The following is a 23,324-nucleotide window of genomic DNA, read 5'->3' as shown; positions in this document are numbered from 1 at the left end:
CTACTCCTGAGATGAGATGAGCCGGTCCAGGACGGCGTACGCCTGGTCGGCGAGGTCGGCGGAGAGCATGGGCTGGGCGAAGATCTCGACGGCAGCCCGGAACATGCGGGCCTGCCCGGCCGGGGTGCGGGTGTCCACCCCGATCGCCGCGGAGATCTGCTCGCGCAGCAGGTACATGCCCATCTTGAGGGCGACGAGGACGGCCGCGTACGCCCGCGGGTCCGAGGACTTGACGGGCGCGGTCGCCAGCCAGCGTTCACCCTCGTCGACCATCCGCTCGAACATCTTGGTGCCCGTCGGTGAACCGTCCATCGTCGACCGGACCACGTACGTCTGCAGTACCAGCGGAGCGGCCTGGATCGCGTCGAGCAGACCCTGTTCGCCGTAGCCGGTCCCGTCGAGGTAGGGCGCGCGGATGCGGGCGAGCTCGGCCATGACGTAGTCGTCGCAGGCGTCGCGCAGGCCTTCCTTGGAGCCGAAGTGATGCCGCAGCAGGCCGGAGGAGACCCCGGCCGCCTCGGCGATGTCGCGGATGGTCGCGCCGCCGATGCCGCGCTCGGCGAAGAGGGCGATCGCCGCCTCCCGGATGCGGGCGCGGGCAGTCAAGTCCGTCGAGCTACTCACATGTATAGCTTACTACACAACTGTGTAGCGTGCTGCACCGCGATACGCGGGCTGCTCAACACGGGCTTGCCGCAGTCGGCCAGCAGTGGTTCGGCGGGCGCCATGCTCGCCTGCGCCAGCACGATCACCTCTGTCTCCAGCGTGCGGGCGTAGGCGGCGATGCGGTGGGCGTACCCGTCGAGGTCACCGGCCTCGAACAGGGGCCAGGCGTGCGGGCAGAGCGCGTCGATGATCTCGGTGCCGGGCGAGGCGCACGACGTCAGCAGCTCCCGGGTCGGCGCGAGCGTCGAGGCTACGGTCGCCAGGATCGCGATCCGGCGCCCCGCGGCGACGGCCGCCTCCGCCATCGGACGGTCGACCCGCACCACCTGCACGCCGGCCGCGTCGCTCAGCCGTTCGGCGTACCCGCTCAGGGTCGAGCATGTGCAGACCACCACGTCGGCCCCCGCGGCGGCCACCTCGCGGAGCCGGAGCAGCAGCCGGCGCCGGATCGCCTCGTCCACCCCGCGCTCCCGGGCCTCGGCGAGCAGGCTCTCGTCGACCACATGGACGTCCTGGCCAGGACCGAGCTCGCGCACCAGGGCGCGGAACGTGTCGACGTGGGCGTACGCGGTGTGCAGGAATCCGATCGTGGTCACCGGCTCAGCGTGCCGGACGGCCGCGGTCAGGGACAGAAGATGTGATCCAGGGCGGTGATCTCCAGGACCCGGCGGATCCGCGGCGGGACCTTGATCAGGACCAGCTCGCACTCGGGCGTCCGCTGCTGGACCAGCGCGTTGATGCCCGAGGAGTCCATGAACGTGACCTTGCTCAGGTCCACCTCGACACGCCGGCGACCGGGCACGGCGGCGGCCAGCGCCTCGGCGAACAGGCCGGCCGTCGACTGGTCGATCTCCCCCACGCACCGCAGGCGCAGGTAGTCGGCCGTCTGCTCCACCGTGGCCACGCTGAGCTCGGTTTCCGGCACGACGAGCGGTTCGCCGGTCAGGCGTTCGGGCATCGAAGGCCTCCCCACACGGTCGAGCGTCAGCCTAGCGGCAGTGACGGCTCGGACACACCCCGATGAATCCCATTCCGGCGGGTTCACTCCGGTGCGGTGAGGATGACGTGCAGCCGACGCGGGCCGTGGACCCCCTCAACCCGGTTGAGCTCGATGTCGCTGGTGGCGGAGGGACCGCTGATCCAGGTCAGCGGCCGGAGCGGGTCGAGGCGGGCGATCGCGTCCGGCACGGCGGCGACGACCTGGTCCGCGCGTACGACGCAGATGTGCAGGTCCGGCAGGAGCGAGACGGCGCGGCGCCCCTGGTCGGCGGAGCCGTCGAGCACGATGGTGCCGGTTTCGGCCACCGCCACCGCTGCCGCCGTCAGCACGGCGTCGGCCTCGTGCTCGTCGTCGACCACCTCGGCGCCGGCGGGCAGCCAGGACGGGTCGACGCCCGGTGGTACCACGAGCCGGCCCGGGTTCAGCGACGCGACGACGGCCGCGACATCGGTGCCGCGGTGGACCACTGCTTTGTAGTCCACGAGCCGGTCTACCAGCAGCTCCAGGTCGGCGCGCAGACTGCCGGCCGTACGGTAGGCGCGCGGCACCTCCGGCACTTCCGTGTCGCCCAGCGCCGCCCGGATCCGGCCCAGGATCAGGTCCCGGCTGCTCATCGCCCGGCCCACCAGTCACGGAAGGTCTCCGGCGGCGGATCCGGCAGGTCGCGGCTCGCCGTCCAGCCGTTCAGCGGCGGCGGCAGGTGCGTGACCCGCCGGGTCAGCTTCGCCGCATGTTGCGCGCGGGTGTAGAGCGCCGGACGGTCCATCGTGTACGCCGCGGCCGCCATCGCGATCCGCTCGGTGCGCGGATGCGGCGCCTGGTTCCGGAGGTGGACCAGGATGGCCGGGATGTCGATCTTCACCGGGCAGGCGTCGAAGCAGGCACCGCAGAGCGAGGATGCGTACGGCAGGGAGGCGTTGTCGGCCACCCCGGTGAGCTGCGGCGACAGCACGGCTCCGATCGGGCCGGGGTACACCGACCCGTACGCGTGCCCGCCCGTGCGCTCGTAGACCGGGCACACGTTGAGGCAGGCCGAGCACCGGATGCAGTGCAGAGCCTGGCGACCCAGCTCGTCGGCGAGCACCGCGGTGCGCCCGTTGTCGAGCAGCACCAGGTGGAAGCTCTGCGGCCCGTCGCCCGGCGTCACCCCGGTCCACATCGACGTGTACGGGTTCATCCGCTCCCCGGTCGACGCCCGCGGCAGCAGCTGCAGGAACACCTCGAGGTCGCGCCACTTGGGCACCACCTTCTCGATGCCCATCACGGTGATCAGGGTCTCGGGCAGGGTCAGGCACATCCGGCCGTTCCCCTCGGACTCCAGCACGGCCAGGGTGCCGGTCTCGGCGACCGCGAAGTTGGCGCCCGAGACCGCCACCCGGGTGCTGAGGAAGGTCTCGCGCAGATACCGGCGGGCCGCCGCGGCGAGTGCCGCCGGGTCGTCGGTGAGCTCCGGGTCGACGCCCGGCATCTCCCGCAGGAAGATCTCGCGGATCTCCGAGCGGTTGAGGTGGATCGCCGGAACCAGGATGTGGCTCGGCCGGTCGTGTCCGAGCTGGACGATCAGCTCGGCCAGGTCCGTCTCGACCGGTGCGATCCCGGCGGCCTCGAGCGCCTCGTTGAGGCCGATCTCCTGGGTGGCCATCGACTTGACCTTGATGACGCGGTCGTGCCCGGTGGCCCGGACCAGGTCGGTGACGATCCGGTTGGCCTCGTTCGCGTCGGCCGCCCAGTGCACCACGCCACCCGCCGCTGTCACCTTCTCCTCGAGCTGCTCGAGCAGCTCGGGCAGGCGCGCCATGGTCGCGGCCTTGAGCGCGGACCCGGCGGCCCGCAGCTCCTGCCAGTCGGGCAGTTCCGCGACCACCGCACCGGACTTGCGGCGGATGGTGCTGGTCGCGTGGCCGAGATTGCGGCGCAGCTGGTCGTTGGCGAGGGCCTTGCGGGCGGCCTCCGGGAAAGGCTCGTCGCCACGCAGGTTGCCCACCCCGCGCGGCGCGGTCGCCGGCATCCCGAGAAAGGTACGGCTCATGAGGCTTCCTCCGTGGCGGCGAGAATCTCGGCCAGGTGAACGGTCCGCACCTTTGCGTCCAGGCGGGACAGTCCGCCACCGATGTGCATGAGGCAGGAAGAGTCGCCGGCCGTGCAGACCTCGACGCCCGTCTCCAGCACGTGGCGCATCTTGTCGGCGAGCATCGCGGCGGAGGTGTCCGCGTTCTTGATCGCGAAGGTGCCGCCGAAGCCGCAGCACTGCTCGGCGTCGGGCAGGTCCACCAGCTCGAGGCCGCGGACATGACGCAGCAGCCGCAGCGGCTTGTCGCCCACCCGGAGCATCCGCAGCGAGTGGCAGGTCGGGTGGTACGTGACCCGGTGCGGATAGGAGGCGCCGACGTCTTCGATGCCGAGCACGTCCACCAGCAGCTCCGAGAGTTCGTACGTGCGCGACGCCACGTCCTCGGCCCGGGCCGCCAGCGACGCGTCCCCCGCCGCCCGGGCGACCATCGCGTGCTGGTGGCGTACGGATCCGACACAGGAGCCCGAGGGTGCCACCACCGCCTCGTACGGGGCGAAGGTGCGCACGTGGCGGCGTACCAAAGGAAGCGCGTCCTTCTGATAGCCGGTGTTGATGTGCATCTGGCCGCAGCAGGTCTGGCCCGGCGGGAAGACCACCTCATGCCCGAGGCGCTCCAGGAGCTGGACGGTGGCCTTGGCCGCCGCGGGGAACAGCGTGTCGGCCAGGCAGGTCACGAAGAGGGCTATCCGCATGTCAGACTCCCCACCCGGCGCTCGGCCGCCCGCCACGCGGCCTCGTCGCCGCGCGGCTCGTAGCGCACGATCCCCTGAGTCTCCCGCAGCAGCGCCCGCAACGCCGAGAGGTCGCCGCGGATCGCACCGGCCGCGCGCGCCTGGACGAGCACGTTGCCCAGGGCCGTGGCCTCGACCGGGCCGGCCAGTACGGGCAGCCCGCAGGCATCGGCGGTGAGCCGGCAGAGCAGCTCGTTGCGGGCGCCGCCGCCGACGATGTGCACCGCGTCGACGTGCCGGCCGGAGAGTTCCTGGGCCTGGCGCACCGCGCGCCGATGCGCCAGCGCAAGGCTGTCCACGATGCACCGGACGATCGCGGGCGGTTCCAGCTCACGTCCGGCCTGCCGGCAGATCCGCCGCACCATGTCGCCGGGCGGCAGGAACCCGGGGTCGTCGAGGTCGACCACGGCACCGAACGCCGGCTCGGCCGCCGCCGCCCGCAGCAGGTCAGGAAGGCCGGGCTGCCCCCACTCCCGCAGGCACTCCTGCAGCGGCCAGAGGCCCATCACGTTGCGCAGGTATCGGATCGTGCCGTCGACGCCGCCCTCGTTGGTGAAGTTGGCCAGCCGCGATTCCTCGGTCAGCACCGGGGCGTCCAGTTCCACCCCGACGAGCGACCAAGTGCCACAGGACACGAAGGCGAAGTGCTCGGACGCGGCCGGCACCCCCACCACCGCCGACGCCGTGTCGTGCGAGCCCACGGCGATGACGTCCGTCGCCCCGAGTCCCAGCTCCGGCAGCACGCGGCCGATCGTCTCCCCAGGGCGCCGGAGGGCGGGAAAGAGCGCGGGACGGATGCCCAGCCTCTCCATCAGTCCGGTCGCCCAGGTCCCCGATCGCACGTCCAGCAGCTGGGTGGTGGACGCGTTGGTGGCCTCGGCGCCCGGCTCGCCGGTGAGCCAGTAGGCGATCAGGTCGGGAATCATCAGCAACTGCCGTGCGATCTCGAGCTGGGGCGTCCCGGCGGCCGCTACGAGCTGGTAGATCGTGTTGAACGGCAGCTTTTGCAGCCCGGTCAGGGCGTAGAGCTCATCCTCGGGAACCATTGTCGCAATGCCGTCGGTGCGGGCGTCGCGATAGTGCACCGGGTTGCCCAGCAGCGCGCCGGTCGCGTCCAGCAGGCCGTAGTCGACCGCCCACGAGTCGATGCCGATGCCGTCGACCGGGCCGGCCCGCCGCAGCCCTTCGAGGACGCCGCGATAGAGCGCGAGAATGTCCCAGTGCAGCGTGCCGCCGGCCCGTACCGGCTCGTTCGGGAAGCGGTGCACGGCGGCCAGCTCGAGCTTTCCGGGACCGGCGCGGCCGGCCATGACCCGGCCGCTGGACGCGCCGAGGTCGACGGCCGCGAAGGTCCTCACCGCAGGAACGCAGCCGCGACGCCGGCGTCCACCGGGATGTGCAGACCCGTGGTGTGCGACAGCTCCCCGCCGGTCAGCACGAAGACCGCGTTCGCCACGTGCTCCGGCAGCACCTCGCGCTTGAGCAGGGTGCGCTGGGCGTAGAACTCGCCGAGTCGCTCCTCCGGTACGCCGTAGACGACCGCCCGCTGCGCGCCCCAGCCGCCCGCGAAGATCCCGGAGCCGCGTACCACGCCGTCGGGGTTGATGCCGTTGACGCGGATGCCGTAGGCCCCGAGCTCGGCGGCGAGCAGCCGGACCTGGTGCGCCTGGTCGGCCTTGGCGGCGCCGTACGCGACGTTGTTCGGGCCCGCGAACAGCGAGTTCTTGCTGGAGATGTAGACGATGTCGCCCCCCATGCCCTGCCCGATCATGACCTGGGCGGCCGCACGGGACACCAGGAACGAGCCTTTGGCCATCACGTCGTGCTGGAGGTCCCAGTCCGCCTCGGTGGTCTCCAGCAGCGGCTTGGAGATCGACAGCCCGGCGTTGTTCACCACCAGATCCACCCCGCCGAAGGCGAGGACGGCGTCGCGAAGGGCGGCCGCCACCGCGTCGGCCGAGGTCACGTCAACCTCGGCTGCCACAGCCGAGTCGGAGCCTCCGATCTCATTCGCGACGGCGACGGCCGCCTCCACGTTGCGATCGGCGACGACTACGCAGGCTCCTTCGGCGGCGAGCCGCAGCGCGACGGCCCGCCCGATGCCCGAACCGCCGCCGGTGACGAAGGCGATGCGGGTCGCCAGCGGCTTCGGCTTCGGCAGGCGCCGCAGCTTGGCCTCCTCCAGCGCCCAGTACTCGATCCGGAACTTCTCCGCCTCGTCGATCGGCGCATACGTGGAGACGGACTCCGCCCCGCGCATCACGTTGATCGCGTTGACGTAGAACTCGCCGGCGACCCGGGCGGTCTGCTTGTTCGCGCCGAAGCTGATCATCCCCACGCCCGGGACGAGCACGATCGCCGGGTCCGCGCCACGCATCGCGGGACTGTCCGCGGTGGCGTGCCGTTCGTAGTAAGCCCGGTAATCCTCCCGGTAGGCCGCGTGCAACTCCCTGAGCCGGGCTTCGACTTCCGCCAACGGCACGTCGGGCGCGGTGTCCAAGACCAACGGCTGCACTTTGGTACGCAGAAAGTGGTCGGGACACGACGTGCCGAGCGCCGCCAGCACGGGCATCCGTTCGCGTCCCACGAAGTCGAGCACCACCTCGCTGTCGGTGTAGTGCCCGACCTGCGGCCGATCCGTCGACGCCAGCCCCCGCACGATCGGCAGGAGCGCGGCCGCCCGTTCCCGCCGCGCCTCCTCGCCCAGCGGCGCGTGCACCAGCGGCCCGAACGGCTCGGGCCGCCCGTGCTCAGCCAGGTACGCCGCCGCGGCGTGAATGATCTCCAGGGACCGGGCCTCGCACTCCTCGCTCGTGGCACCCCACGCCGTGATCCCGTGCCCGCCGAGGACGACCCCGATCGCCTGCGGGTTGGCGCGCTGCACGGCGGCGATGTCGAGACCGAGCTGGAAGCCCGGCCGGCGCCACGGCACCCAGAGCACCCGGTCGCCGAAGATCTCCTTGGTCAGCGCGGGGCCGTCGGCGGCGGTGGCGAGCGCGATGCCCGCGTCCGGGTGCAGGTGGTCGACGTGCGCCGCTTCGACCAGGCCGTGCATGGCCGTGTCGATGGAGGGTGCCGCGCCGCCGCTGCCGTGCAGGCAGTAGTCGAACGCGGCGACCATCTCGTCCTCCTGCTCGACGCCCGGGTAGACCCCGGTGAGGGCCCGGAGCCGGTCCAGGCGCAGCACCGCGAGCCCGGCCTCGGTGAGGGTGCCGAGGTCGCCGCCCGAACCCTTGACCCAGAGCAGGTCGACGGGCGTACCGGTGACCGGATCGGTCGCGGTGGCCTTCGCGGACGTGTTGCCGCCCGCGTAGTTCGTCGTGCGCGGGTCGGCGCCGAGGCGGTTGCTCCGGCCGAGGAGATCGCTCACTGCGGGGTGGGACATGACCGTCCTCCGACTCGATACCATGAAACGTTTCACAGATGCCGAGGAGGCTACGTCGACGTCGCGACCGGGGTCAATAGCCTCGCCTGGATATGAAAGCTCAGAGGGCGCGCGGACGGGACACCGTGGACGCCCGCGCCACCAGCTCCGGCTCGAAGGAGAGCTGCCGGTGCCGGTGCTGCGGATCGGCCGCCTCGTCCAGCACGAGCCTCGCGGCGGCCCGGCCGAGCTCCTGGCGCGGCTGGCGCACCGAGGTCAGCGGCACCGCGGCCGCCGCGGCGAATTCGATGTCGTCGAAGCCCACGATGGCCAGGTCGTCCGGCACCCGCATCCCGGCACCGATCACCTGTTGCAGCAGCCCGAGCGCGAGCAGGTCGTTGGCGCAGAAGGCGGCCGTGGGCCGCCGCCGCCCCGGGATGCCCGCGAGCCGCTCCCCCGCCGAGCGCCCCTCGGCCACGGTCAGGGCCGAGGTGGGCAGGTGGATCAGGTCCTCGGGCCGCAGTCCCAGCTCCGCCCAGACCTGCCGGGCCCCTTCGAGCCGCTCGCGCACCTGGCCGAGGCTCTCCGGGCCGCCGACGACCGCGACCCGGGTGTGGCCGTGCTCGGCGAGATGCTCCGCGGCGATCCGGCCGCCCAGCACGTCGTCCACGGCGACGGAACAGAAGGCGCCGCCGGCACCGACCCGGTCGACGATGACGATCGGGATGCCGCGGCGGGCGATCTCCGCCAGGTGCGGCGCCTCGGGGTCGACCGGCGTGATCAGTACGCCCTGCACCCGCTGCTGCACGAGGCGGTCGAGGTGCACCGCCTCGCGGTCGGCACGCCCGTTGCTGTTGCAGATGAACAGCGACAGGTCGGCTGTCTCGGCGGCGAGCTCGATGCCCTGCGCCACGTCGTGGAAGAACGGGTTGCTGCCGTCGAGCATCACGTACGCGAGGGTCCGGCTCGTCCCCGCACGGAGCTGGCGCGCCGACTCGTTGCGCACGAAGCCGAGCTCGGCCATCGCCCGCTCGACCCGTTCGCGGGTCGCGGGGCTGACCACCTCGGGGCGGTTCATCACGTTGGAGACGGTGCCCAGGGAGACGCCCGCGGTCGCGGCGACGTCCTTGACGGACGGGCTCCTGCCGTTGGCCACCGGCCACTCCCCCCGTTGAAACGTTGAAGGCGACATCCTAGCCCAATCGTTTCGGGTGAATGCTTGACACGTGTGATCGGCGCCACCTACCTTCGTTCCACGGCGTCTGAAACATTTCAATGGAGCCCGGAGGTGGCCGTGAGCGCTCTGCTCGACGTGCGCGACGTGTCCAAGTCCTTCGGCGCCGTGGCGGCCGTCCAGGGGGTCAGCTTCTCTCTGCACGGGGGCGAGGCCCACGCCCTCGTCGGCGAGAACGGCGCCGGTAAGTCCACGATCGTCAAGATGCTCGCCGGGGTGCACCGGCCCGACACCGGCACCCTCGCGGTCAACGGCGTGGAGACGGAGTTCGCGGGCCCGGCCGACGCGAAGGCCGCGGGCATCGCCGTGATCTACCAGGAGCCGACCCTCTTCCCCGACCTCTCGGTCGGCGAGAACATCGCGATGGGCAACCAGCCGCTGACGCGGCTCCGGCAGATCGACCGCAAGGCGATGACCGCGACCGCGCACCGGCTCTTCGCGCGGCTGGGCGTGCACCTCGACCCGGGCCGTCCCGCGCGGGGACTGTCCATCGCCGACCAGCAGCTGGTCGAGATCGCCAAGGCCCTGTCCAGCGAGGCCCGGATCCTGGTCATGGACGAGCCCACCGCGGCGCTCAGCGGCGTCGAGGTGGACCGGCTGTTCGCGGTCACCCGGGCGCTGCGCGACGAGGGCGCGGCGATCATGTTCATCTCGCACCGGTTCGAGGAGATCACCGCCCTCTGCCAGCGGGTCACGATCATGCGCGACGGCCGGCACGTCTGCACCGAGCCGGTCAGCGAGCTCAGCGTCGACGACATGATCCGGCGCATGGTCGGCCGCGACCTGAGCGCGCTCTACCCCAAGCAGGAGGCGGCCGTCGGCGAGACGGTGCTGGAGGTCGAGGGGCTGAGTCGCGAGGGCGTCTTCCGCGACGTCAGCTTCGCGGTCAGAGCCGGCGAGATCGTCGCCCTGGCCGGCCTGGTCGGCGCCGGCCGCTCCGAGGTGATGCAGGCTGTCTTCGGCGTCGACCGCTACGACCGGGGCACCGTCCGCCTCCTCGGCAGGAAGCTCAAAGCCGGCTCCCCGCGCGCCTCCATGGCGGCCGGGATGGGCCTGGTGCCCGAGGATCGCCGCCAGCAAGGCCTGGTCATGGAGCTCTCGATCGAGCGCAACGTCACCCTGCCCCGCTCGCGCGCCCTGGCCCGGCTGGGACTTCTGCTCGGCGGCACCGAGCGGCGCGAGGCGGCGACCTGGACCCGGCAGCTGCAGACCAAGTTCGGCCGGCTGTCCGACCCGGTGGGCACGCTCTCCGGCGGCAACCAGCAGAAGGTCGTCCTCGCCAAGTGGCTGGCCACCGGGCCGAAGCTGCTCATCGTGGACGAGCCCACCCGCGGCATCGACGTCGGCACCAAGGCCGAGGTCCACCGACTGCTGTCGGCCCTGGCGGCGCGGGGGCTCGCCGTCGTCATGGTCTCCTCCGAGCTCCCCGAGGTGCTCGGCATGGCGGACCGGATCATCGTCCTGCGCGAGGGCCACGTCGCCGCGCGCCTCACCCGCGAAGAGGCCACCGAGGAGGCCGTCATGTACGCGGCAATGGGACAGTCGGCATGACCGCCGCGCTGGCCACCGCCACCCCGGCGAAGCGCGCGCCCGGCGGGCTGGTGAAGACACGGGAGCTGGGCATCATCCTGGCCCTGGCGGCGCTCGTCGGCTACACCGCCGTCAGCAATCCGCGGTTCCTCTCCGGGCAGAGCATCCGCGACATCCTCCTCAACACGGCGATCCTCGCGGTCATGGCGGCGGGGCAGGCGGTCGTGGTCATCACCCGCAACATCGACCTCTCCGTCGGCTCATTGCTGGGGCTCAGCGCCTTCACCGTAGCCACGATGATGAGCGCGAACCCGGGCCTGCCGATGGTCGTGGCGGTCCTGGTCGGCCTCTCGGTGGGGGCGGTCGCCGGCGTGGTCAACGGCGTCCTGGTCCGCTTCGGCCGGGTGCCCGCGCTCGTGGTCACCCTCGGCACCCTCTACATGTACCGCGGCATCACGTACTCGTGGGCCGGCGGGCAGCAGGTCAACGCCGACGAGCTGCCCCGGCACTTCCTGCGGTTCGCGAACGCCTCGATTCTGGGCGTACCGTGGCTGGTCCTGATCGCCCTGGTCGTGGTCGGCGGCGTCTCGCTGATCATGCGCAACTACCGGGTCGGCCGCGAGCTGTACGCGATGGGCTCCAGCCCGCAGGCCGCGGAGCTCGCCGGCATCCGCGTCGCCCGCAACCTGCTCGGCGCGTTCACCGTCAGCGGCGCCCTGGCCGGCCTGGCCGGGGTCCTCTTCGCGGCCCGCTTCGGCACGGTCGACGCGGCGGCCGGCACCGGCTACGAACTGAACGTCGTGGCCGCAGTGGTGGTCGGCGGCGTGGCCGTGTTCGGCGGCAGCGGCACGGTCTGGGGCGCGGGCCTCGGCGCCCTGCTGCTCACGGTCATCGGGAGCGCCCTGGCCGTCCTCGACATCAACCAGTTCTGGCAGCAGGCCATCGTCGGCGCGCTGATCATCCTCGCCATCTGCGCCGACCGCCTGGTCGCGGTCCGCATCGCCCGTTCCCTGAGGAAGAGGGACAGCCATGTATGAGCTGCGCAAGAGACTCGCGAGCTGGGACAGCATCATCATCCTGCTGACCGTCGTGGTGCTCGTGGTGGCGTCGTTCGCCGTGCCCAACTTCGGAACGAGCCGCAACTTCACCTTCCTCGTCCTCGACCTGATGCCGATCGTGCTGGTCGCGCTGACCATGACCTTCATCATCGTGACCGGCGAGATCGACCTGTCGGTGGCCAGCACGCTGGGCCTGACCAGCTCGCTGATGGGCTGGTTCTGGAACAACGGCCTGTCGATCGAGATGATCATCCCGCTCTGCATCGTGGTCGGCGCGACCCTCGGCGCCTTCAACGGCTTCCTCGTCACCGGCCTGGGCCTGCCCTCGCTGGCGGTCACCATCGGCACGCTCGCCCTCTACCGCGGCCTCGCCTTCGTGGTGCTCGGCGACGGGGCGGTGGCCGACTTCCCCTGGAACTACACCGGCTGGGTCACCGGCACGATCGGCGGTGGCGCCGTACCGAATGTGCTGGTTCTGATCGTGACCCTGGCCCTGATCTCCGGCGTCGTCCTGCACGCGACGCCCTTCGGCCGCTCGCTCTACGCGATCGGCGCCAACGCCCAGGCCGCCCATTTCTCCGGCATCCGGGTCGCACGCACCAAATTCTGGCTGTACGTGGCCAGCGGCGCGATGGCCGGCCTGGTGGGTGTGCTGTGGACCCTGCGCTACTCCAGCGCCCGCGCGGACAACGGCTCCGGTCTCGAGCTGGCCGTGGTCGCCGCGGTGCTGCTCGGCGGCGTCTCGATCTTCGGCGGCCGGGGCACCCTGCCCGGCGTCCTGGCCGGCGTGGTCCTGCTCGCCGCCCTCCAGAACGCCCTGCGCCTGCAGGACGTGTCCGGCCAGGCCCTCAACATCGTCACCGGCGCGCTCCTGGTCCTCTCGGTGCTGCTGCCCAACATCGCCTCGTCCGTCCGCACCACGTGGGCCCGGCGGAGACTCCGCCAGGCCGCCGCTCACTGAATTCCTCCCGTCCTAGGAGTCCGTCATGCTTCGTTCCCCCCGTCGGCTACTGACCGCAGCCAGCGCCTCACTCCTCGTTCTAGGTCTCGCCGCGTGCAGCGGCACCACCAAGGACAGCGCCTCCTCGAACGGCGGCGCCGCGGCCCCGGGCGGCGCTTCCGCCGACCCCAACGCGAAGATCAAGGAAGGGCTGAAGATCGCGTACCTGCCCAAGCAGCTCAACAACCCGTACTCCGACGTCGAGACCGCCGGCGGCAAGGCGGCGGTCGGCGAGCTCAAGGGCGACTACAAGCTCGTCGGCCCGAACGACGCCAGCGCCTCCTCCCAGGTCAGCTACATCAACACGCTGATCCAGCAGCAGCAGGACGTGATCGTGGTGGCGGCCAACGACCCCAACGCGGTCTGCCCGTCGCTCAACCAGGCCCGGCAGGCGAAGATCAAGGTGGTGTCCTTCGACTCGGACGCCTCCAAGGACTGCCGCGACGCCTTCATCAACCAGGCCACCACCCAGGGCATCGGCGAGAGCCTCGTGAAGATGGCAAACGAGCTGGCCGGCGGCGAGGGCGAGATCGCGGTCCTCTCGGCCACCCCGAACGCCACGAACCAGAACGCCTGGATCGAGGTGATGAAGAAGGAGCTGGCCAAGCCCGAGTACAGCAAACTCAAGCTGGTCAAGACCGCGTACGGCAACGACGACGACCAGAAGTCCTTCCAGGAGGCGCAAGGGCTGCTGCAGTCGTACCCGAATCTGAAGGTCATCGTCTCCCCCACCACCGTGGGCATCGCCGCGGCCTCGCGCTACGTCAGTTCCTCGAACTACAAGGGCAAGGTGGCGATCACCGGCCTCGGGCTGCCGAACCAGATGCGCGAGTACGTCAAGGACGGCACGGTGAAGAAGTTCGCGCTGTGGAACCCGGCCGACATCGGCTACCTGGCCGCGTACGCCGGCGCCGCGCTCGCCTCCGGCCAGATCACCGGCAAGGAGGGCGAGAAGTTCACCGCCGGCAAGCTCGGCGAGTACACGATCGGCGCGGACGGCGAGATCGTCCTCGGCCCGCCCACCGAGTTCACCGCTCAGAACATCGACCAGTTCAACTTCTGAAGAAGAGTGACGCCATGACCGACCATGCCGCAGTCAAGCGGGCGCTCGCCGCGCAGCGGATCGAGACCCCGTCGTGGGCCTTCGGCAACTCCGGCACCCGGTTCAAGGTCTTCGCCCAGCCCGGCGTGCCCCGCAACCCGCAGGAGAAGATCGCCGACGCGGCCGTCGTGCACCGGTTCACCGGCGTCGCGCCGACGGTCGCCCTGCACATTCCGTGGGACAAGGTGGACGACTACCGCGAGCTGGCCGCGTACGCGGACTCCCTCGGCGTGGGCATCGGCGCGATCAACACCAACGTCTTCCAGGACGACGACTACAAGCTCGGGTCGGTCACCAACCCGGACGCCGGCATCCGCCGCAAGGCGACCGACCACCTGCTCGAGGCCGTCGACATCATGGACCGCACCGGATCACGCGACCTCAAGCTGTGGTTCTCCGACGGCATCAACTACCCGGGCCAGGACGACCTGCGCAACCGTCAGGACCGGCTCGCTGCGGCGCTGCGCGAGGCGTACGACCGCCTGGGCGAGAACCAGCGCATCCTGCTCGAGTACAAACTCTTCGAGCCGGCCTTCTACGCCACCGACATCCCGGACTGGGGCACGTCGTACGCCCACTGCCTCGAGCTGGGCGAGAAGGCGACGGTCTGCATCGACACCGGCCACCACGCGCCAGGCACCAACATCGAGTTCATCGTCGCGTTCCTCCTCCGGCAGAAGAAGCTGGGCGCGTTCGACTTCAACAGCCGCTTCTACGCCGACGACGACCTCATGGCCGGCGCGGCGGACCCGTTCCAGCTCTTCCGCATCATGTACGAGATCGTCCGCGGCGACGCGCTGGATCCGGCGTACGGGATCAACTTCATGCTGGACCAATGCCACAACATCGAGGCAAAGGTGCCGGCCATCATCCGGTCGATCCTCAACATCCAGGAGGCGACCGCCAAGGCACTGCTGGTGGACCGGAACGCACTGGCCAAGGCCCAGAACGACGGCGATGTCCTCGAGGCGAACGCGGTGGTGATGGACGCGTACAACACCGACGTGCGGCCGCTGCTCGCCGAGGTGCGCGCGGACATGGGCCTCGACCCGGACCCGGTGGCCGCGTACCGGCGCAGCGGCTACCAGGACAAGATCGTGGCCGAGCGCATCGGCGGCGAGCAGGCCGGCTGGGGCGCCTAGCCCCAGCACTTGAGCGTGAAGGTGAAGTCGCCGGAGAGCTTGCCGCTCAGCCGGAATGCCGAAACGAGCTTTCCCTCCTTGATCAGTCTCTCGACCTCGGCCCGCGAAAGACCGCAACCTTCGGCGATCAGTCGCACCGGCCGGACCGGGATCCGCGCCGCGAAGCGGACCGACACGTCGATCACCTCGCTGTCCAGGTCATCCGATCCGCCGGTGTCCAGGCGCCAGGCGTCGCCCCAGTCGAGGGCGATCCGATTACGGCGGCGCAGGACCGGATCCTGAAGCAGCTCAGCTGCCAGGCCGGGGTCGTTGTCATGCAGCCGGTTCAGCAGCTCGGGTGCTATGGAGCGCACATTCGTCCGCTCGAAAACCGTGAGCTTCGCCGTTTCCCCGCAAGCGGTGCAGAGCGCGAGGAGCCAGGCGTCGAGGAGCTTGTGGTTTGCGTTGACGCGAAATTTCCCGCTTGCCCGGAAGCGCTCGGACGCGCAAGCGTGGCAACGGCGGAGAATGAGCGGTAGGCAGGTGGGCACGACGGCCCAGGTTTTGAGCACAGGGGTACACCGATTTCAGTGAGAAGTCCGCAGCAAAAGGAAGCGCGGCGCACATGCGCGACGCGCGACGAATCAGCGCTCGGGAGGTCTCACAGGGTGTACAACGGCACGTCCTTGCCCAGACGACTTGGTTGGGCAGCACGGTAATGGCGCGCAGTGGCGCCGTTCCACCGGTTTTCGAGCGCTAGTGCCGGGGGTCCGCCAGCCACGAAAGCAGGCGACCCTTCGACCAGCACCGGCCGACGCCCTCGACTCGCAAGGTCGAATGCTCGAACACGGCCAGGCCGGTGATGCTGTGGCCGGAGGCGCGGCGGTCGCCGAACGTCGGAATCGCCGGCGCGACCCCGACCCCCTCCACCGACACCCACGCCACCGTTCGGCCGGTCGCCATTTCGTCGAGGCGGTGCAGGAAGCGCAGGCGGCTCTCGAGCGGGAACTGCGACAGCGCCCACGTCGTGGTGACGACGGGCAGCGCGTCCGCGGGCACCCGGGCGAAGGCGTCGTACAGCACCTCGACAGCGTCACCTTGCAGCAGCAGCGGAGGGTCTGTGGCCGCCAGTGCTATCTCCGCCTCGAGCCGCGCGACCCGCTCCGCCTGGTCCGGCCACACGCAGGCGCGCAACCATCGGGCCTCGTCCACGTCGGTCACGTCGACCGGATCGAGGTCGACGCCGACCCGGGCGACGACCTCGGGCATCGCCCGCGCCGGGACGGGCCGATCCCCCACAATCGAGGCCGATATCTGTACGGGAGACGACGGGTCGCCCAGCGTCTGTCCATCGCTGTACGCGATCCCGACGCGATCGACGTTGAGGTTGAGCCCCGCCGAACACCCCACGTCGATCAGCCCGACGGCATTCGCCCCGACCCGGTGCGCCGCCTCGGCAATGGCCGGATACAGCACGGCGCAGCGTCCGGTCTCGTCAGTCCGTACCCGTCGGCGCCCGGCGATGGCCACGACGGCGTCGGTCATTCGCACCAGCGTGTCAATGGCCGCGCCGGCGGCAGCGTCGACGTCCGCAGCGGCATAGGCCGCGGCAAGCGCCGGGGCGTGCCCGGCCAGGGCGAGGTCGTGCAGCGCAGCGAGGATCAGCGCCGGATGCCGCTTGCGTGCCGGCGCCTTCTCGATGGCGCGCAACGCCTCGCCGGACTCGCTCAGGGCGACGGCGATGCGCTCGTAAAGCGGCGATGTCCCGGCGGCGTCGACCTCGCCGAAACGTCGGTACATCTGAGCGAGTGGCATCCCGGGGATTCTAGGATGTCTCGCGGGCCGTGGCGGCCCGCGAGACACCCCCTTCAGCCGGCTTGCGGTGGTGGCGGGGCGGCGCCGGTCATGATGGCGACCGCCTCCGACATGGAGTGCGACTTCGGCGTGATGACGGTCGCCCGGCGGCCCAGGCGCTGGATGTGGATCCGGTCCGCCACCTCGAAGACGTGCGGCATGTTGTGGCTGATCAGGATCACCGGCAGGCCGCGGTCGCGGACGTCGCGGATGAGCTGGAGCACGCGGTTGCTCTCCTTGACGCCCAGCGCCGCCGTCGGCTCGTCGAGGATGACCACCTTGCTGCCGAAGGCCGCCGAGCGGGCCACCGCGACCGCCTGACGCTGGCCGCCGGAGAGCGACTCCACCGCCTGGCCGATGTTCTGCAGGGTGCCGATGCCCAGCTCCGACATGTGCCGGCGGGCCTCCGAGCGCATGTGCTTGCGGTCGAGCATCCGGAAGACCGAGCCGAGCGGGCCGGAACGCCGCTGCTCGCGGCCCAGGAACAGGTTGTCGGCGATGTCGAGACCCGGCGCCACGGCCAGGGTCTGGTACACGGTCTCGATGCCGGCCTCGCGCGCCTCCATCGGGTTTCGGAAGTGCACCCGCTTCCCGTCGAGGTAGATCTCGCCGCTGTCGGGGATCAACGCCCCGGACAATGCCTTGATCAGGCTGGACTTGCCGGCGCCGTTGTCGCCGATGACCGCGAGGATCTCGCCCGGGTAGAGCTCGAGGTCGCCGCTCTCGATCGCCGTGACCCGGCCGTATCGCTTGGTGATCCCACGGGCCTCAAGGACAGGAGTCGTCACGTCTTCACCTTCCTGATCCACTGGTCGAGGGAGACCGCCACGAGGACCAGCAGGCCGATGGCGAAGCCCTGCCAGACCACCTCGACGCCGCCCAGCTGGAGGCCGTTGCGGAAGACGCCGACGATCAGGGCGCCGATCAGGGTGCCGATGACCCCGCCGCGGCCGCCGAAGAGGCTCGTGCCGCCGAGCACCACAGCGGTGATCGAGTCGAGGTTGTAGTCCGCACCGACGTTCGGGCTGGCCGACGCCAACCGGCCGATGAGGATCCAGCCGCCGATGGCGTACAGCAGGCCGGCGATGGTGTAGACCGAGAACAGCACCCGGTTCGTCCGGATACCGGCGAGCCGCGCCGCCTCGATGTCGTCGCCGCTGGCGTACACGTGCTTGCCCCAGGCCGTGGACCGCAACGCGTAGAAGAAGTACGCGAAGAGCAGCAGCATGATGATCGATCCGTAGGTGAGCCGGAATCCACCGATCGGGATCGTGGTACCCGTCCAGGTCATCAGCGACGGCATGTCCGAGCCGCGAGTCGTCTCGCTCTTGGAGACCACGGAGTTCAGCGAGACGAAGATGGTCAGGGTGCCGAGCGTGACGATGAACGGGGGGAGTTTCATCCTGGTCACCAGGAACCCGTTGACGGCGCCCATGGCCGTGCCGCAGGCGAAGCCGAGCAGCAGGGCCAGCCCCCCGGGCATGCCCAGGTCCGTGCAGAAGCTGGCCGTCAGGATCGAGGAGAAGACCGCGATGGCCCCGGCCGCAAGGTCGATGCCGGCGGTGAGGATGACCAGCGTCTGGCCGAGCGCGAGCGTCGCGATGACGGTCACCTGGGCCAGCACCAGCGACAGGTTCGACGCCGAGAAGAAGCGGGTGTTGACGAGCGAGAAGGCGATGATCGCGACGATCATGACGGCGAGCGGGCCGAGGACCGGGTTGCCGTGCAGGACATGCTGGACGCGCAGGCCGAGTGAGTCGTGCCGGCGGGTCTCGAAGTCGGTGGCGCTCTCGGTTGCGGTCGCCATGGTCAGCCCCAGCAGTTCTGCTTGCCCCACGCGGAGTCCTTGGCCTCCACGCCGGCTTGCGGTTGATCGGTGATCAGCTGGGCGCCGGTGTCGACGAAGTCCTTGCCCTCGGTGGCCTTGGGCTTCTCGCCGTTCTTCGCGAAGGTGGCGATCGCCTCGACGCCCAGCGACGCCATCTTCAGCGGGAACTGCATGGAGGTCGCCCCGATCACGCCCTTCTTGACATTGTCGACGCCGGGGCAGCCACCGTCGATGGACACGATGGTGACGGCCTTGTCCTTGCCGGCCGCCTTCAGCGCCTGGTACGCCCCCGCCGCCGCGGGCTCGTTGATGGTGTAGACGAGGTTGATCGACGGATCCTTCTGGAGCAGGTTCTCCATCGCCGTACGCCCGCCGTCCTCAGCGCCGTCGGTCACGTCGTGGCCGACGATCCGCGGGTCTTTCTCATCGCCGATCCGGTTGGCGTCGCCGACCGGGATTCCGAAGCCGTCGAGGAAGCCCTGATCGCGCTTGACGTCGACGGAGACCTGGTTGGCGTTGAGGTCCAGCATGGCGATCTTCGCCTGCTTGCCGTCCTTGTCGAACTTGGCCTTCGCCCACTGTCCGACGAGCTTGCCGGCCTGGTAGTTGTCGGTGGCGAAGGTGGCGTCCACCGCGTTCGCGGGGTCGGTGGGCGTGTCCAGTGCGATGACGAGCATTCCCTGCTGCTTCGCCTTGTCGATCGACGGCACGATCGCCTTCGAGTCGTTCGGCGTGATGAGGAAGCCCTTGGCGCCCGACGACATCAGGTTCTCGATCGCCTGCACCTGGGCCTCGTTGTCACCGTCCTGCTTGCCGGCGAACGACTGCAGCTTCAGTCCCTGCTTCGCCGCGGCCTGCTGCGCGCCCTCCTTCATCTTGACGAAGAAGGGGTTCGTGTCGGTCTTGGTGATCAGGCCGACGATCTCCCCTCCGCCCGATCCCCCGCCGTCGTCGCCTCCGCACGCCGCCGTGCCGAGCAGCAGCGCCGCGGCGGTCAGTGCGGGGCCTAGTCGCCCACGCCTGATCAGCGTTGATCCACGCATGTCTCCTCCAAATCGATTTAGCAGGAATCCAGAGACAACGTTGTCTTGCAGTAGACGACTCGGGGGATCGACTGTCAACAATTAGTTTCCGGTTCGTTGCTATCAGTGATCATCCGCAGGGGGAGAGATGGGGCGGCCCACGATGAACGACGTCGCCCGTAGGGCGGGCGTCAGCCTCAAGACCGTGTCGCGCGTGGTCAACGGCGAGAGCACGGTCGACCCCGAACTCGCCGCGCGGGTCCGCGCCGCCGTCGCCCTGCTCGGCTACCGCCCGAACCTCGGCGCCACGATGCTGCGCCGCAACGACCGGCGTACCCGGACGATCGGGTTGCTGCTCGAGGACGTGAGCAACCCGTTCTCGGCGGCCGTGCACCGGGCGGTCGAGGACGAGGCCCACGCCCGCGGCGTCCACGTGCTGACCGGCAGCCTCGACGAGGACCCGGCCCGGGAGCGCGACCTGGCGGGGGCGTTCGCGCGCCGGCACGCCGACGGCCTCATCGTGGCGCCGACCGCTTCCGATCAGAGCTACCTCTCGCGCGAGTTACAGCCGGACATCCCGGTCGTGTTCATCGACCGGCCGGCCTCCGGCTACCGCGGGGACACCGTGCTGGCCACGAACCGCTCCGGGGCGGCGCAGGCCGTCCGGCATCTGATCGCCCACGGGCACCGCCGGATCGCCTTCCTGGCGGACGCCCCGCGGATCGCCACCTCGCGCAGCCGGCGGCTCGGCTACCGGGACGCGATGCGCGACGCCGCGCTGCCGGTCTGCGAGGCGGTCGAGCCGGGGCCCGACGCGCAGGCCGCGACGCCGGTCCTGCTGGCCCTCGATAACCCGCCGACCGCCCTGTTCACCGCCCAGAACCTGATCACCATCGATACGGTGCGGGCGCTGCGGCAGCTGGGCCTGCACCGCCGGGTAGCACTGGTCGGCTTCGACGACTTCCCCCTCGCCGACCTGCTCGACCCCCCGGTCACCGTGGTCGCCCAGGACCCGGCCGCGATGGGCCGGGCGGCGGCACGAGCGCTCTTCGAGCGCATCGACGGAGACACATCGGAACCGCGCGAGATCAGCATCCCGACGATGCTGATCCCGCGCGGTTCCGGAGAGCTGCGGCCTACGGGAAGTTGGTGACCGTCACCGGTACGGTCGCCGTACCCTGTGCCGCCGCGCCGGTGTTGTTGACCACGTGGTCGATCACCCCGACGCCACCCAGCGAGACAGTGAAGACGTTGTGCAGCCGCACCCCGCCGTTCACCGGGACCTCGAAGCCCCGGTCCGAGTGCACCTGCGGGTTGACGTTGAAGTAGCAGTAGCTGCCCATCGCCCACGCCTCGTGGCTCGTGACGTTGTCCGCCACCTTGTACGCGGCGTACCCGTTGGCACCCGAGCGCCACGCCGCGTTCGACGGCGGGTCGTACGGCTGCTCGTTCTGCAGGAAGTACGTGCGGCCGCCGTTGCCGTTCCAGATGACCTCGTACTTCTGGTAGTGCTCGACGAACAGGCCGTACGCGGTCACGTTCTGACCGTTCACGATCAGGCCGGTGTCGGCGGTGTTGACCGTCCAGCCGTAGGTGCCCGCGTTGCCGTGGTCGGCGCGCCACGCCCAGATGTGGTCGATGATCGTGTTGTTGCTGTTCACCAGCAGGCTGTTGGTGGCCTTACCGGCGACCGAGCCGCCGATCCGGAAGAACACGTCCTGCACGGTGGTCGGGTTGCCGGCGTGGTTGGCCGAGGACCCGTTCGGGCCGACGACCAGCAGGTTCGCCGAGTTCTGGGTGCCGGCGTCGAAGAGCAGGCCGGCGATCTTCACGCCGTCCACGTCGGCCACCTGCATCGGGGTCACGCCGTTGTCCGGGATGATCGTCGCGTAGCCCAGGCCGAGCACGACCGTGTTGGCGCGGGTCACGTTGATCGTCTGATTCACGTGGTAGATGCCGGGCTGGAAGATCAGGTTCAGGCCCTGCGCGAGCGCCTGGTTGATCGTCGCGGCGGAGTCACCGGGCTTGGCGACGTAGAACTGGGTCAGCGGGAGGCTGGTGCCCGGGGTGTTGCCGTTGACCCAGGTCGCGCCCGAGGCGTTCTGCTGGAAGTTCGGCACGAAGACCGCGTACTGGCCGCCGGTCTGGTAGAGGTACGGCTTCTCCCGGATCACCGGCGTCGTGCCGATGGTCGTGTACGGCGGGTTCGGGAAGCTCGAAGCCGGAGCACCCTGCACGCCGACGAACATCTGGTTCCACACCGCGTTCAGGCTGGAGCCGATCTGGCTGTTGCGGGTGAACCACTGCTGCTGCGAGTACTGCTGCTCCGAGCCGCTGATCCGCGAGTCGGCGATGTAGCCGCCGGACGCCCAGCCGTACCCGGCCGGAGCGAGGTTGAGGTCGCCGTGGATGTCCATCCGCCGGAACGGCGCGGCCTGCGAGACGGCCCACCGGTCGGCACCGTTCACCGGGTACAAGGACACGTTCTCGACCGACCGCCAGAAGTTCTGCGTGGCGTTGCCCTGGAACCAGCCGGCGTCGACGGTGATGTCACCGTTGATCCGTACGTCCTGCGGGTTCTGGCCGAGGCCGAGCACCGAGGTGTAGAAGCCGACCTGGATGTTGAGGCCGTTGTACGTGCCGGGTTTGAAGGCGAGGACGTACCGCTGGAGGCCGAACTGGTTCGACTCCTGCTGCCGGAAGATGGTGTCGGCCTGGCTCTGGATCGACGCCGACGACATCGACGGGTCGAACACGATGACGTTCGCGCCGAGGCTGCCGCCCCCGGGGATGGTCGGGTCGGTCGTGGTGCCGCCGAAGACCTTGAACTCCCACAGCGAGTAGCCGTAGGGGGTCGCCCGTGCGGTGCCGGACATGCGCACGTACCGGGCAGTGGCGCTGACGGAGACGCTTTGCGTGCCGAGCTGGCCGGCGAGCGCCGGGCTGGCATCCGTCCAGGTCGAGCCGTTGGTGGAGGTCTGAATCTTGAAGGTCTTCGCGTACGCGGCCTCCCAGTTCAGCTCCACCCGGGTGATCGCTGAGCTGGCGCCGAGGTCGACCTGGAGCCACTGCGGGTCGGCGAAGGCGGAGGACCACCGGGTGCCGGTGTTGCCGTCGACCGCCGCCGAGGCCGGGTAGACGCCCGGGTTCTCCGACGACGAGGCGGTGGCGGGCTTGCCCTGGGAAAGCAGTGTCTCGGCGGCGTGCGCGGCCGGCGTCGTGGACGCGCCGAACGCCGCGACGATCGCGACGACCAGGCCGCCGGCGGCACCGAGGCGCCACCGGCGGCGAGATCGGGGGATGACTGCGGGGACGGTCATGACATCTCCTCGTACGGAGGGGACCGGACGCGCGGGGTTCGCGTCCGGAGTACCTCGCCGCGGGAAACGGAGCCGGTTTCGCGCGGCGAGGACGAAGCCGGGGAAAGCTCCGTACGGGAAGGCGATCGTGTGAGAGAGCGCTCCCCCGTGCTGTGACGTTAAGTTCGTTACGTCGATGTGTCAAAGGTTCGGCGGACTGGTTACGCGAACGGTTCCGGAACCGGTTCCGCCGTCCGGTCAGCCCAGTTCCGGTCCCCTTGCGTCATCCGGTATCGTCAGCACTCCTCACCGTCCACTGTCGAGCCGCCATCACCGCTCTGAACAGGGAATATGCAATCCGGCTCCATTCGGAGACGCGCCGCCGCGACGGCGCTCGCGGCGGCCGGATAACGCTTTTCCGGACGGCCATCGATGCGCCCGAAT

The 23,324-nt window shown here is 70.2% G+C and carries 21 protein-coding genes; 6 read left to right on the top strand and 15 right to left on the bottom strand.

Annotation, left to right across the window (positions count from 1 at the left end):
• From AB0368_RS34120 to AB0368_RS34080, 9 genes are all read right to left on the bottom strand, one after another.
• On the bottom strand, positions 1 to 624 hold the full coding sequence (locus AB0368_RS34120; protein WP_366158149.1) for a TetR family transcriptional regulator: 624 nt from the start codon (positions 622 to 624) through the stop codon (positions 1 to 3).
• Complete coding sequence (locus AB0368_RS34115) at positions 621 to 1,262, bottom strand: aspartate/glutamate racemase family protein (RefSeq protein ID WP_366158148.1); 642 nt, start codon at positions 1,260 to 1,262, stop codon at positions 621 to 623. The genes AB0368_RS34120 and AB0368_RS34115 overlap by 4 nt, the downstream gene beginning before the upstream one ends.
• Positions 1,263 to 1,288: 26 nt before the next feature.
• Positions 1,289 to 1,624 carry an STAS domain-containing protein gene (locus AB0368_RS34110; protein ID WP_366158147.1) on the bottom strand — a complete coding sequence of 112 codons (336 nt, stop codon included), beginning with the start codon at positions 1,622 to 1,624 and terminating at the stop codon, positions 1,289 to 1,291.
• A gap of 83 nt (positions 1,625 to 1,707) precedes the next feature.
• The gene (locus AB0368_RS34105) at positions 1,708 to 2,280 is read right to left on the bottom strand and encodes an LUD domain-containing protein (protein WP_366158146.1); all 573 of its coding nucleotides are present in this window, start codon (positions 2,278 to 2,280) and stop codon (positions 1,708 to 1,710) included.
• Entirely contained in the window at positions 2,277 to 3,695 is a 1,419-nt protein-coding gene (locus AB0368_RS34100) for a lactate utilization protein B (RefSeq protein ID WP_366158145.1), read from the bottom strand. The genes AB0368_RS34105 and AB0368_RS34100 overlap by 4 nt, the downstream gene beginning before the upstream one ends.
• A complete protein-coding gene (locus AB0368_RS34095; RefSeq protein WP_366158144.1) occupies positions 3,692 to 4,429 on the bottom strand; it encodes a (Fe-S)-binding protein in 738 nt (245 codons plus the stop codon). Before AB0368_RS34095 ends, AB0368_RS34100 begins: the two co-directional genes overlap by 4 nt.
• Positions 4,420 to 5,826 carry a rhamnulokinase family protein gene (locus AB0368_RS34090; RefSeq protein ID WP_366158143.1) on the bottom strand — a complete coding sequence of 469 codons (1,407 nt, stop codon included), beginning with the start codon at positions 5,824 to 5,826 and terminating at the stop codon, positions 4,420 to 4,422. The genes AB0368_RS34095 and AB0368_RS34090 overlap by 10 nt, the downstream gene beginning before the upstream one ends.
• Positions 5,823 to 7,853, bottom strand: a complete 2,031-nt coding sequence (locus AB0368_RS34085) for a bifunctional aldolase/short-chain dehydrogenase (RefSeq protein WP_366158142.1) — start codon at positions 7,851 to 7,853, stop codon at positions 5,823 to 5,825. The genes AB0368_RS34090 and AB0368_RS34085 overlap by 4 nt, the downstream gene beginning before the upstream one ends.
• 100 nt (positions 7,854 to 7,953) lie before the next feature.
• Entirely contained in the window at positions 7,954 to 8,988 is a 1,035-nt protein-coding gene (locus AB0368_RS34080; RefSeq protein WP_366158141.1) for a LacI family DNA-binding transcriptional regulator, read from the bottom strand.
• A 138-nt stretch (positions 8,989 to 9,126) separates the two neighbouring features.
• Here AB0368_RS34080 and AB0368_RS34075 point away from each other — a divergent pair, with 138 nt between their 5' ends.
• Genes AB0368_RS34075 through rhaI form a run of 5 tightly spaced genes read left to right on the top strand, consistent with a single transcriptional unit; the run spans position 9,127 to position 14,898 of the window.
• The gene (locus AB0368_RS34075) at positions 9,127 to 10,617 is read left to right on the top strand and encodes a sugar ABC transporter ATP-binding protein (protein ID WP_366158140.1); all 1,491 of its coding nucleotides are present in this window, start codon (positions 9,127 to 9,129) and stop codon (positions 10,615 to 10,617) included.
• Entirely contained in the window at positions 10,614 to 11,633 is a 1,020-nt protein-coding gene (locus tag AB0368_RS34070; protein ID WP_366158139.1) for an ABC transporter permease, read from the top strand. The genes AB0368_RS34075 and AB0368_RS34070 overlap by 4 nt, the downstream gene beginning before the upstream one ends.
• Positions 11,626 to 12,615, top strand: a complete 990-nt coding sequence (locus AB0368_RS34065; protein ID WP_366158138.1) for an ABC transporter permease — start codon at positions 11,626 to 11,628, stop codon at positions 12,613 to 12,615. The genes AB0368_RS34070 and AB0368_RS34065 overlap by 8 nt, the downstream gene beginning before the upstream one ends.
• 25 nt (positions 12,616 to 12,640) lie before the next feature.
• Positions 12,641 to 13,717: a rhamnose ABC transporter substrate-binding protein gene (rhaS, locus tag AB0368_RS34060; RefSeq protein ID WP_366158137.1), complete on the top strand. Its 1,077-nt coding sequence runs from the start codon at positions 12,641 to 12,643 to the stop codon at positions 13,715 to 13,717.
• 14 nt (positions 13,718 to 13,731) lie between these two features.
• Positions 13,732 to 14,898, top strand: a complete 1,167-nt coding sequence (gene rhaI, locus AB0368_RS34055; protein ID WP_366158136.1) for an L-rhamnose isomerase — start codon at positions 13,732 to 13,734, stop codon at positions 14,896 to 14,898.
• Here rhaI and AB0368_RS34050 read toward each other — a convergent pair.
• The 5 genes from AB0368_RS34050 to AB0368_RS34030 form a co-directional block, all read right to left on the bottom strand.
• Positions 14,895 to 15,449 (bottom strand): DUF1062 domain-containing protein, encoded by a 555-nt coding sequence (locus AB0368_RS34050; protein ID WP_366158135.1) that lies wholly within the window; start codon positions 15,447 to 15,449, stop codon positions 14,895 to 14,897. The genes rhaI and AB0368_RS34050 overlap by 4 nt on opposite strands.
• Before the next feature lie 184 nt (positions 15,450 to 15,633).
• Positions 15,634 to 16,692 carry a DUF2332 domain-containing protein gene (locus tag AB0368_RS34045; RefSeq protein ID WP_366158134.1) on the bottom strand — a complete coding sequence of 353 codons (1,059 nt, stop codon included), beginning with the start codon at positions 16,690 to 16,692 and terminating at the stop codon, positions 15,634 to 15,636.
• Between the two features lie 53 nt (positions 16,693 to 16,745).
• Complete coding sequence (locus AB0368_RS34040) at positions 16,746 to 17,519, bottom strand: ATP-binding cassette domain-containing protein (RefSeq protein WP_366158133.1); 774 nt, start codon at positions 17,517 to 17,519, stop codon at positions 16,746 to 16,748.
• Positions 17,516 to 18,568, bottom strand: a complete 1,053-nt coding sequence (locus AB0368_RS34035; RefSeq protein ID WP_366158132.1) for an ABC transporter permease — start codon at positions 18,566 to 18,568, stop codon at positions 17,516 to 17,518. Before AB0368_RS34035 ends, AB0368_RS34040 begins: the two co-directional genes overlap by 4 nt.
• Positions 18,541 to 19,602 (bottom strand): sugar ABC transporter substrate-binding protein, encoded by a 1,062-nt coding sequence (locus AB0368_RS34030; RefSeq protein WP_366158131.1) that lies wholly within the window; start codon positions 19,600 to 19,602, stop codon positions 18,541 to 18,543. The genes AB0368_RS34035 and AB0368_RS34030 overlap by 28 nt, the downstream gene beginning before the upstream one ends.
• Positions 19,603 to 19,744: 142 nt before the next feature.
• On the opposite strand from AB0368_RS34030, the gene AB0368_RS34025 reads away from it, so the two are divergent.
• Positions 19,745 to 20,734 carry a substrate-binding domain-containing protein gene (locus AB0368_RS34025; protein WP_366158130.1) on the top strand — a complete coding sequence of 330 codons (990 nt, stop codon included), beginning with the start codon at positions 19,745 to 19,747 and terminating at the stop codon, positions 20,732 to 20,734.
• Here AB0368_RS34025 and AB0368_RS34020 read toward each other — a convergent pair.
• The gene (locus tag AB0368_RS34020) at positions 20,718 to 22,901 is read right to left on the bottom strand and encodes a discoidin domain-containing protein (RefSeq protein ID WP_366158129.1); all 2,184 of its coding nucleotides are present in this window, start codon (positions 22,899 to 22,901) and stop codon (positions 20,718 to 20,720) included. The genes AB0368_RS34025 and AB0368_RS34020 overlap by 17 nt on opposite strands.
• Between the last annotated feature and the right edge of the window lie 423 nt (positions 22,902 to 23,324).

This window comes from Actinoplanes sp. NPDC051475, from assembly GCF_040689425.1.
Classification (GTDB): domain Bacteria; phylum Actinomycetota; class Actinomycetes; order Mycobacteriales; family Micromonosporaceae; genus Actinoplanes.
This window is presented reverse-complemented; position numbering and strand designations above follow the sequence as displayed.

What these genes read in the sequence shown, in the direction of transcription:
- AB0368_RS34100 (WP_366158145.1), bottom strand. Translation starts at nt 3,695, where the DNA reads ATGAGCCGTACCTTTCTCGGGATGCCGGCGACCGCGCCGCGCGGGGTG.
- AB0368_RS34070 (WP_366158139.1), top strand. Translation starts at nt 10,614, where the DNA reads ATGACCGCCGCGCTGGCCACCGCCACCCCGGCGAAGCGCGCGCCCGGC.
- AB0368_RS34110 (WP_366158147.1), bottom strand. Translation starts at nt 1,624, where the DNA reads ATGCCCGAACGCCTGACCGGCGAACCGCTCGTCGTGCCGGAAACCGAG.
- AB0368_RS34025 (WP_366158130.1), top strand. Translation starts at nt 19,745, where the DNA reads ATGAACGACGTCGCCCGTAGGGCGGGCGTCAGCCTCAAGACCGTGTCG.
- AB0368_RS34020 (WP_366158129.1), bottom strand. Translation starts at nt 22,901, where the DNA reads ATGACCGTCCCCGCAGTCATCCCCCGATCTCGCCGCCGGTGGCGCCTC.
- AB0368_RS34095 (WP_366158144.1), bottom strand. Translation starts at nt 4,429, where the DNA reads ATGCGGATAGCCCTCTTCGTGACCTGCCTGGCCGACACGCTGTTCCCC.
- AB0368_RS34065 (WP_366158138.1), top strand. Translation starts at nt 11,626, where the DNA reads ATGTATGAGCTGCGCAAGAGACTCGCGAGCTGGGACAGCATCATCATC.
- AB0368_RS34030 (WP_366158131.1), bottom strand. Translation starts at nt 19,602, where the DNA reads ATGCGTGGATCAACGCTGATCAGGCGTGGGCGACTAGGCCCCGCACTG.
- AB0368_RS34105 (WP_366158146.1), bottom strand. Translation starts at nt 2,280, where the DNA reads ATGAGCAGCCGGGACCTGATCCTGGGCCGGATCCGGGCGGCGCTGGGC.
- rhaS (WP_366158137.1), top strand. Translation starts at nt 12,641, where the DNA reads ATGCTTCGTTCCCCCCGTCGGCTACTGACCGCAGCCAGCGCCTCACTC.
- AB0368_RS34085 (WP_366158142.1), bottom strand. Translation starts at nt 7,853, where the DNA reads ATGTCCCACCCCGCAGTGAGCGATCTCCTCGGCCGGAGCAACCGCCTC.
- rhaI (WP_366158136.1), top strand. Translation starts at nt 13,732, where the DNA reads ATGACCGACCATGCCGCAGTCAAGCGGGCGCTCGCCGCGCAGCGGATC.
- AB0368_RS34045 (WP_366158134.1), bottom strand. Translation starts at nt 16,692, where the DNA reads ATGCCACTCGCTCAGATGTACCGACGTTTCGGCGAGGTCGACGCCGCC.